Origin of the sequence: Algicola sagamiensis DSM 14643, from assembly GCF_000374485.1 — a bacterium.
GTDB classification, from domain to species: Bacteria; Pseudomonadota; Gammaproteobacteria; order Enterobacterales; family Alteromonadaceae; genus Algicola; species Algicola sagamiensis.
The window spans coordinates 235,122-242,743 of the sequence record NZ_KB894495.1 but is presented as its reverse complement, the minus strand read 5'-3'; the positions used below and the strand labels follow the sequence as shown (position 1 = coordinate 242,743).

The following is a 7,622-nucleotide window of genomic DNA, read 5'->3' as shown; positions in this document are numbered from 1 at the left end:
TGAAGCGTTTCGTATTGTGCCAATAACTCGGCCACTTCAGCTTCAATGGCTTTCGCGAGGAGTGCTTGTGCCCCTTGTTTTAAAACGTCGTTCAGTGGATCTATTTCTGGTGATTTCAGTGGTGATACTTTATGATTTGCCATGTGGTGTTTCTCTTTGTTGACTATTGATTTGCGAGATCAATCAACAGATTAGCACCACATTCTTTTTCTCACCTCATACACCAGAAATCATCATAGCTCAAGATCGTTTAGCAAACTATATCAAAAAGTCTCTAAACTCTGTACCGGAAGAAAATAGAATATCCCCACCGGAGTCTCTGATTTTACCAATAGCCGAACAGTTAAAATATCAAGAGGAAGGCAACCCATTAACTGCTCTATATTTAAACTTGCTATCTAGAGCAATGGATAAGGAAAGAATAGGTGAAGCTCACCCTGCATTTATCAATATCATTAAACAGTTATCACCTGATGAAGTTTTAATTTTAAAACAAATAGCAACTCATAGCCGCTTTTACTTTTTCCGATTCCGGGAAGGCGTAATTCATGATATTGATACTGTGAGTAAATATCTTGAAGATATTAATTTGTGTAAAGACGTAAAAGACAAAGTTATAAACTTAACATTCCAAAGTGGATCTATAGCCCAGCCTGAACACTTTTCAACATTCATAGAGCATATGGTCTCACTAGGCCTCATAATCTATAACGTCCAGCTAAAGTCAGACAAAATGTTTGATGATTTAGATCCAAATACTGCTGATAATTTATGTAATCCATTATGTCAGTTACATCTAACAAAAGTTGGAGAAATGTTCTTTCAAGCTTGCATAAATGAACAATAAACCTAATAACCACATTATTTCTTCTTAATAAATTGGCTAAGGAGCATATTTAAACCTCTCTTTAGCCAAACCCGAAACCGTTGACCAAATCACAAATAATTCAATACCAAGGAAAACCCGTTTAATATCTGAGTAGTTGTAGAAAACCCAATCCCAGTCCCAGAACTGCTTTGCAAACTCTTCTGAAAAGCCGACCATTTCTAAATGACGAATGATGTTTTCAATAAGAGCAACCAGGTTAAAAACCATCAGCAGGAAATACAAACTCATCAACCCAATATCCGCATTAGTCATAAAGATTGGTTCTGAGGGTCGATTGGCCTTTATTAGATATGTCCTTGAAAAAGAAGTCCGGAACATAAGTAAAAAGAAAACAGTGAGATCAAGAGCAAAGCTGGCTAGATAAACAAAGTTATTCACCCAAAATGTAGAAATTGTATCGCTTGAAGTTGGTATGACTAGCTCAAAAAGGAGTAACTCGAGTACCTTCAACATGACCAACATCAAACACAGATGAACAATATTCATGTGTTGTCTGTTATGAATCAAAGTAAATAGGAGAGCTAAAATGACCGTTGAGAGAGTAACAAAGGGAGTATCCAGCTTAATCGCAAAAATTACTCCCAGAACAATAAACAGTGTATGTATCATGACGGCTTATCTTGGATTATCGCCGTTATAATCACCACTATCATACGTTGGTGGAATAAATGATGCGCGTGAATCAGCTCTTGGCTTTTCTCCATTATAATCGCCACTACCACCTGAAATGATGTCTAATTCTTCCGTTGAAAGTTCTTCTATTCTCATAATATCTCTCGTCTTCATCATGTGTTGTGAAATCAGGTAACTGCCACTTTATCAATCACAAGACAATATTTACAGAGAAAGTGAGAAATTCTTGGATTTAAATCCATAATTTAGGATTCAAATCCTAACCCTTATATTCGGAAGTATCATCGGTATTCTCAATTTCTTCTGACTCTTCCTGATCTTCAATTGAGCTTGGATCATCTCTTCCGATAATTTCCTGTATTAGTATTGATATATCCCTTGAGCAGTAGGCACAAATTTGAATAAACTGATTTACCTTCGGGGAACTGACATCATTTTCCCAATTCTCATAGGTAGCTCGACTTACTCCTAAATAATTCGCCATTTGCTTAGTCGTCTTTCTTTTACGAACACGCATTCTGCGTAAATCATCACCTCGAACATTAAACATACTTTCCCCTCAAAGATACTCGGCGATCCAGCTCCTAATTCCTCTGAATTTGTTCAAGTGATTGCGATATAACGCAAAAAGAACGTCTGAACCCATAAACATGCCAAGTTTTTTTGGCATTTCTAAGAGTATATTTAAGAAATAAAAACCACAATCGGATGAAGGAAGCAGAGACATGTGTGAAAAACTAGAAAATATTCGTAGTATCAGTGAAGCAGCACAGGAATTAATCCTACGTCAAGAAGAGCAAGGCACCGACTGGGCTGATGCAGTCATGGTTCTTTTGGAAAAAATTTCAAAGCTGTCACAACAGAATTAATCTTCCCCTACATGCCTGCCTTCGGGTGGGCATTTTTCACATCACAAACAAGTCAATTATTACTCACTCCTTATGTTTAAAAACTTCTTATTAAACATAATCATCAAACCTTTTTAAATCCTTATTTCTAGTTCTCAAAACATTTACAAAATGAGATAATACAGGTCCAAATAACGGGTATGACCTGAAAGTAAAAAAGCGATCAGCTTGCAATGAGCCAAATCGCAAATGGAACGCATCACCGAGGAACGACATGAAACCTGAATATATTCCGACCCCAAGACCAGCGCGCCCTAGTGAACCCACTCCACTTGATATGGCTATCTACAACTTCCAACTGAAAGCTGCTGAATTTCATGATAAAAGAAATAAAGCTGCTCCAATAAATGAATCTCCAGCCGCAAGAAAGGAAAGGGTTCAAAAGCGTGACCGAGATATGGAGCATCTATTGCTTGAACAAAGAAAGATTGAAGCCCATGCCAAGATTCAGCGAGCTTTAAAAAATTATCAAGAAGATAACCTATCTAAAGATCCTGATGAATTATTAGATGAAGCACACCACCCTACTGCTCGACTAGCAAAATATTTAACTGCAAATGGTGAACCCAAACCAACAGTATTTCATGAAGCACATCACATTATTCCCGGAAAGGGGCGGTTTCTTCAAGAAGAGATGTTAACTGTTCGGTTGAATCTGCATACCTATGGTGTGGGAATCAATGATCCTAAAAATGGGGTCTGGCTTGCAAATTATTTAAGAAATAAGCAAGATGATTGGGCAACTCCAGACGCCCCTGCTCACCGACAAGTCCATGGCTATAACTACGAAAATTGGTTATATACAAATCTTGGTATCGGAATCATACCGGAGCAAATCTTTTTAGGGCGCCTAAGAGTAATGAAACGACAATTAAAAGATGGTTCTCAGCCTTCGCAAGTAACAGCAAAGAAAGATATTAATTGGGATGGACGATGAAAGTTTATCGACTAAGTAACAACCCGCAAGAGTTCAAAACACTAGCTTTAGATGTTATCAATCTTGCGACACAGCTTGGTGATCGAAAGTTAAATGTTTTATTGCGCTCACAGTGCACAACAAATGAATCTCTCCTCGAAGTTTGGAATGACCAAGTTGAATGTTCTATGCGTGATGTTTTGGGTAAAGACTCAGCGATACCTGATGTCTCTCTCTGGAACGGGCCAAATATCCTATTAAGTGAGAAAGCATATGCTGTATTGGGGCCAGAGTTACAAGATGGAGGTGACTTTCTCCCCATTAAAGTTGATGGTACATATATGCAAATTTTTAACTGCCGGTCGTTTGGTAAAGAGAATGATGACTTGTGTACGACCAAGTATATTGATGGTGTTGATTTTGGTCCTGAAACACTAGCCTTTGATGATGCAGATATTAATAACCGATTCGTCTTTAAGTCAAAGTTTGAAGGTGGCCTTACATTATTTGCAACCGAGAAGTTCAAAGCACTATGTGAAAAGAAAGGCTTAGAAGGTCTAATCTTCAAAGAAGATCTTCTTGACCCATATATATACTGATCTTGTAAATACCTTCTATTGGAAGAAACCATAATCATCATTATGGTTTCTCTTCTTCGATTACCTTAGGTATTGCTGCAAAATAACTATTTTTTTGATAGCGAAGATGGATTAAATGGAATTTGCTAGAGTCCTCTGAGACAAGGTTTTCCAATGCCATAAGTTGCTGTTCCAATTTAGTATCTACAATCCCCATAAATTTATTTAAAGTACAAACTTTTTTATGCTCAAGTTCAATATTTTTAAACAAGTAAGACCAAGGGAAACCTATTTTAGGGCGCTTTAAATGCAGTGAACTAAAATTCTTAGAGCCATGGGTATCAAGTGACTGCTTTATTGATTTTGAGGGTACAATGGAACACCCCCAATTTTTGATATCGCCATCCTGTGAATCCAAAATGAACATATCACTTGGGCTTAAATTTTTAGTATCTAGATGATTATAAAAGCAATATAAAGGTATAGAATTAGCTTTATTTGCATAATCTATTTGAAGGTCAACTTGCTCTATACCTTTTATTTTATGGCGTAATATGTAATTTTGTTTGGGGTATTTCATTTTTTTAGCTTGGATTGCATAGGAAACCCACTCATTGCCATCCTTAAAGCTAATTTCGAAATCACACCCTATCTCACTTTCTTCTTTTGAAGTATCTTTGACTTCGAAGAAATCATCTCCTGAAATCTTCTTTAATTTATTTTTCAATGATAAAAGTAAAAATGAGGTTATTGCGTCTTCCCTAATAGATACATCGCCTTGGTAACACTCAACAATCAAGTCCCATACCATCTCAGAAAGTTCATCGAAAATACTGACAATTAGTGACTTATTTTTCATTGTAGTTCTCCATCGAGGACAAGATTATAGTTCAGGCTGTTATTGGTAAAACCTCATCTGATAATTGAGATGCTTTTTCTTGATATCCCTCAAACTTTGATTTTTGATGTGATAACCCAGCACCAATATGGGTATGCTTAGCTAGCAGCGTATTCATATCCTTCACCAGTCCAATCAGATCCAGCAACACTTGTACGGCATTCACATTCTCAGACCCTAACCAAACCGTAGCGCCTTGGACTTTAGCAAGCGCTGTTGCTTTGGCTTCCAGTGTCTGGAGTGTTTCCAAGTGCATATTTGCATGGCTTTTGAGTTGCATTTCTTGCTCAGAACCGAGCATCAAGTTGTCCAGCGCTGCAATAATTGCTTTTTCTCCCACGATGGTTTTCAGTGCGCCCATGATTTCATTCACCTGGTTACCATCAATCTGTTGGGTATCATGGCTGGCGATTTGAGTCTGTCGAATATGATGCTGCTCAAGATTGACCTGTGATTGCCTAGTGTGAATTTGGCTGTGCTGAGTGATTGCGCCATCGGTTTTCAGTTGCCAATCACCATTGGCGCCACTAAGTTGGCTTTGGTCGGATTGCTGCAGCTGGATGTCGTCATTGCGTGTCTGTGGGATGCTCATCCCCCAGGGCAACAATGCCGTAATAACAGGGATAGAATCTAGCCCATCAATGTATTGGATCAAGCAACACATCCCTGGTTGGGGATGCTGATAAAGGCCATGCTCGTGACCTTGACCGATAGCTAAAGTGACTTGCTCAAATACAGGCACATCCAGTGGTAATCGTGTCACAGCATCTAGTAGCTGAATATCTGCCGCCTGGTGTGGCCGAAAAGGACTGCTGATTTGTGGCTCTTGTCCGGGCAAATCATAAACCCGCTCAATACGCGCCAACTGTGGCACATGCTTGCGTTGCCCAAGCTCTGGAAAGTATCGAAGCACTAAACGGCGGATAGCGTCTTTGACCATGTGATCACCTGTTGTGTGCCGGTCAACATCACCTCTGTGATATAACGGCCATTGAGTTTTAAACCAGGGCGCAATTTTGGGATGGCGATCAGACTTCCTGAGAGTGCATTTTTGACCGTGATGGGGTGCTCTGCAAAATCATCGATCGTTGAGGTGGCCCAGCGGGAGTGTTGCCAACTCCCCACATAAACTCGGCCATCGGGCCGCTGCTGAAAAATAAAGTCTTTCACCTGGTAGATTTTACCCAGTTGGCGCAGTGCGCTGATGGTATCGCCCTGGTGGTAAAAACACGGCACTGGCGTTTGCATGTAATCCGCCTCTGGATAAACAAATTCAATCCCCAGTTTGGAGAGTTGATTAAGGACATCCTGCATCCGGGCATAGCGGATAGCGATGGGTGCAGGAAAAGACATGGCACCGAGTAACTCTCTACACGTAAGAAACCATCGACCGTTCGCCTGGTGTTTCTTTTCAATCAACCCTAAAAAATATGGTGTCATTTGCTCGACCTGATACCCCAAATGCAGCTCAACGATCCCCGAGGGCTCTTGTTCAGTCACCACCACAAACTGAGCACGACCTGGGCTAAATAAATCCAGCTGCACCGTATCACTGACGAGATTAGTGACCCGCTCCCCATTGATGGTGAGGACTTTGGTCAGGCGTGCCGTATCCATTACGGGCCTTCTGCTTGTTCAAATTGCTGTTGAATGGTATTGTGGCCATCCACCCGCTGGGTTTTCGTATTCTCTGCGGCTTTGCCATCGAGCTGCTGTTGCTCTCTCTCCGACTTGCTTAGAACTTCCAATAATTTAAACGAGACCACCCAGGCACGGACTTGATCATCTTCTGATGCTTTGATCTCACCGTCGAATTTCACCTTGCGTACTTTGAACGCATCCGTCACATCACTGTTGACCGTTCTGAGTTTACGCGCACCGTTTGCATCCAGCTCTTTGGCAAGACTTACTAATTGAGCCAGTAACTTTTTATCCACGTAAGGGATTTTGGTTTGCACAGAAACCACCGCAGGCTTAACGCCTTTATCGGAGGATAAGGAAAATGAGCCGTAGCCACTTAGGTCATCGCCGGAGAGCTTAAACCCACAATTGATTGCCGTTTCATAACCAGGCACCTGCCAACCATCGATGACGATCATGCAAATAACTCCTGAATTGGTTTCAGGCTTTGCGTATCTCCCACAAAGAGCTGATACACCCAATGTTGATTCGCATCACCGAGTCCTTGCAAGTGCTGGGCAAGCCCTTTGGCGCTATTGGCTGAATGGTGAAAGTGGTTTGCACTCAAAGTAAATGCTTCAAACTGGGTTTGCGTGATACGTTCATCACGGGCAGCTTTCTTTGCCTTCAATTGGGCAAGTTCATCATCGATGTTGGTGATAAGAGATTTCCCTTCATCCATAACCAACGCAAGCGAAGCGTCATGATAGGCAGCTTGGATTGCAGGAATGGACCGGATATCTTCAATCACCTGCCATTCAAATGACTGCGCTTGTCCTGTTGGTCGCTGCATTTTATGGGTATCAAGACGTTGAAGGCTTCGCGCAATATTGGCAACTTCCAGCGTGGTTTTCAGTGGGCTGATTTGGTTGAGCGATTGGAGCTGAGTTGTCATTTCTCCGGGTGTTTTTGTGCTGAGCCAAAACCCAACACACTGCCAGTCGCTGGGCCGACATTGTCTACTTTCATCCAGAATTGCTTTTGCCAGTACCTTGGCGCCTTGATGACTGGTTTGTACTTCTGGCAATTGATAGCTGTGTAGCCCAAAACCATGCAATGTGTGACACTGGTTATCCAGTGCCACACGGTTGGATTGTCCAAAGCTCCCCGGAAAACCCAT

General features: G+C 41.1%; 12 protein-coding genes and 1 pseudogene. 4 read left to right on the top strand and 9 right to left on the bottom strand.

Annotated features, from left to right (window positions below; all coding sequences use genetic code 11):
* Nucleotides 1–143: pseudogene (locus tag C505_RS25005) on the bottom strand (IS256 family transposase); the annotation flags it as partial.
* Between the two features lie 23 nt (nucleotides 144–166).
* Here C505_RS25005 and C505_RS0110320 point away from each other — a divergent pair.
* A complete protein-coding gene (locus tag C505_RS0110320; RefSeq protein ID WP_018692540.1) occupies nucleotides 167–847 on the top strand; it encodes a DUF4393 domain-containing protein in 681 nt (226 codons plus the stop codon).
* Between the two features lie 36 nt (nucleotides 848–883).
* Here the strand turns inward: C505_RS0110320 and C505_RS0110315 are convergent, their stop codons facing one another.
* The 3 genes from C505_RS0110315 to C505_RS0110305 all read right to left on the bottom strand — a co-directional run bounded on the left by C505_RS0110315 (nucleotide 884) and on the right by C505_RS0110305 (nucleotide 2,072).
* Nucleotides 884–1,498 (bottom strand): hypothetical protein, encoded by a 615-nt coding sequence (locus tag C505_RS0110315; RefSeq protein ID WP_018692539.1) that lies wholly within the window; start codon nucleotides 1,496–1,498, stop codon nucleotides 884–886.
* A 6-nt stretch (nucleotides 1,499–1,504) separates the two neighbouring features.
* A complete protein-coding gene (locus C505_RS24315; RefSeq protein WP_018692538.1) occupies nucleotides 1,505–1,657 on the bottom strand; it encodes a hypothetical protein in 153 nt (50 codons plus the stop codon).
* A 124-nt stretch (nucleotides 1,658–1,781) separates the two neighbouring features.
* Nucleotides 1,782–2,072 (bottom strand): helix-turn-helix transcriptional regulator, encoded by a 291-nt coding sequence (locus C505_RS0110305; RefSeq protein WP_018692537.1) that lies wholly within the window; start codon nucleotides 2,070–2,072, stop codon nucleotides 1,782–1,784.
* A 175-nt stretch (nucleotides 2,073–2,247) separates the two neighbouring features.
* Here C505_RS0110305 and C505_RS24310 point away from each other — a divergent pair, with 175 nt between their 5' ends.
* The 3 genes from C505_RS24310 to C505_RS22025 all read left to right on the top strand — a co-directional run bounded on the left by C505_RS24310 (nucleotide 2,248) and on the right by C505_RS22025 (nucleotide 3,945).
* Nucleotides 2,248–2,391 (top strand): hypothetical protein, encoded by a 144-nt coding sequence (locus C505_RS24310; protein ID WP_018692536.1) that lies wholly within the window; start codon nucleotides 2,248–2,250, stop codon nucleotides 2,389–2,391.
* Between the two features lie 253 nt (nucleotides 2,392–2,644).
* Entirely contained in the window at nucleotides 2,645–3,367 is a 723-nt protein-coding gene (locus tag C505_RS0110295) for an AHH domain-containing protein (protein ID WP_018692535.1), read from the top strand.
* The gene (locus C505_RS22025) at nucleotides 3,364–3,945 is read left to right on the top strand and encodes a hypothetical protein (protein WP_018692534.1); all 582 of its coding nucleotides are present in this window, start codon (nucleotides 3,364–3,366) and stop codon (nucleotides 3,943–3,945) included. The genes C505_RS0110295 and C505_RS22025 overlap by 4 nt, the downstream gene beginning before the upstream one ends.
* A gap of 40 nt (nucleotides 3,946–3,985) precedes the next feature.
* Here the strand turns inward: C505_RS22025 and C505_RS0110285 are convergent, their stop codons facing one another.
* The 5 genes from C505_RS0110285 to C505_RS0110265 are packed head-to-tail and all read right to left on the bottom strand — an operon-like array spanning nucleotide 3,986 to nucleotide 7,622.
* Nucleotides 3,986–4,783, bottom strand: a complete 798-nt coding sequence (locus tag C505_RS0110285; protein ID WP_018692533.1) for a DUF6615 family protein — start codon at nucleotides 4,781–4,783, stop codon at nucleotides 3,986–3,988.
* A gap of 31 nt (nucleotides 4,784–4,814) precedes the next feature.
* On the bottom strand, nucleotides 4,815–5,762 hold the full coding sequence (locus C505_RS0110280; protein WP_018692532.1) for a hypothetical protein: 948 nt from the start codon (nucleotides 5,760–5,762) through the stop codon (nucleotides 4,815–4,817).
* Nucleotides 5,735–6,439, bottom strand: coding sequence for a hypothetical protein (locus tag C505_RS0110275; protein ID WP_018692531.1), 705 nt, complete (start codon nucleotides 6,437–6,439; stop codon nucleotides 5,735–5,737). The genes C505_RS0110280 and C505_RS0110275 overlap by 28 nt, the downstream gene beginning before the upstream one ends.
* The gene (locus C505_RS0110270) at nucleotides 6,439–6,921 is read right to left on the bottom strand and encodes a baseplate complex protein (protein ID WP_018692530.1); all 483 of its coding nucleotides are present in this window, start codon (nucleotides 6,919–6,921) and stop codon (nucleotides 6,439–6,441) included. Before C505_RS0110270 ends, C505_RS0110275 begins: the two co-directional genes overlap by 1 nt.
* Nucleotides 6,918–7,622: a hypothetical protein gene (locus C505_RS0110265; RefSeq protein WP_018692529.1), complete on the bottom strand. Its 705-nt coding sequence runs from the start codon at nucleotides 7,620–7,622 to the stop codon at nucleotides 6,918–6,920. Before C505_RS0110265 ends, C505_RS0110270 begins: the two co-directional genes overlap by 4 nt.

Coding starts and splice junctions, on each gene's coding strand:
- C505_RS0110315 (WP_018692539.1), bottom strand. CDS start 1,498: ATGATACATACACTGTTTATTGTTCTGGGAGTAATTTTTGCGATTAAG.
- C505_RS24315 (WP_018692538.1), bottom strand. CDS start 1,657: ATGAGAATAGAAGAACTTTCAACGGAAGAATTAGACATCATTTCAGGT.
- C505_RS0110305 (WP_018692537.1), bottom strand. CDS start 2,072: ATGTTTAATGTTCGAGGTGATGATTTACGCAGAATGCGTGTTCGTAAA.
- C505_RS24310 (WP_018692536.1), top strand. CDS start 2,248: ATGTGTGAAAAACTAGAAAATATTCGTAGTATCAGTGAAGCAGCACAG.
- C505_RS0110295 (WP_018692535.1), top strand. CDS start 2,645: ATGAAACCTGAATATATTCCGACCCCAAGACCAGCGCGCCCTAGTGAA.
- C505_RS22025 (WP_018692534.1), top strand. CDS start 3,364: ATGAAAGTTTATCGACTAAGTAACAACCCGCAAGAGTTCAAAACACTA.
- C505_RS0110285 (WP_018692533.1), bottom strand. CDS start 4,783: ATGAAAAATAAGTCACTAATTGTCAGTATTTTCGATGAACTTTCTGAG.
- C505_RS0110280 (WP_018692532.1), bottom strand. CDS start 5,762: ATGGTCAAAGACGCTATCCGCCGTTTAGTGCTTCGATACTTTCCAGAG.
- C505_RS0110275 (WP_018692531.1), bottom strand. CDS start 6,439: ATGGATACGGCACGCCTGACCAAAGTCCTCACCATCAATGGGGAGCGG.
- C505_RS0110270 (WP_018692530.1), bottom strand. CDS start 6,921: ATGATCGTCATCGATGGTTGGCAGGTGCCTGGTTATGAAACGGCAATC.
- C505_RS0110265 (WP_018692529.1), bottom strand. CDS start 7,622: ATGGGTTTTCCGGGGAGCTTTGGACAATCCAACCGTGTGGCACTGGAT.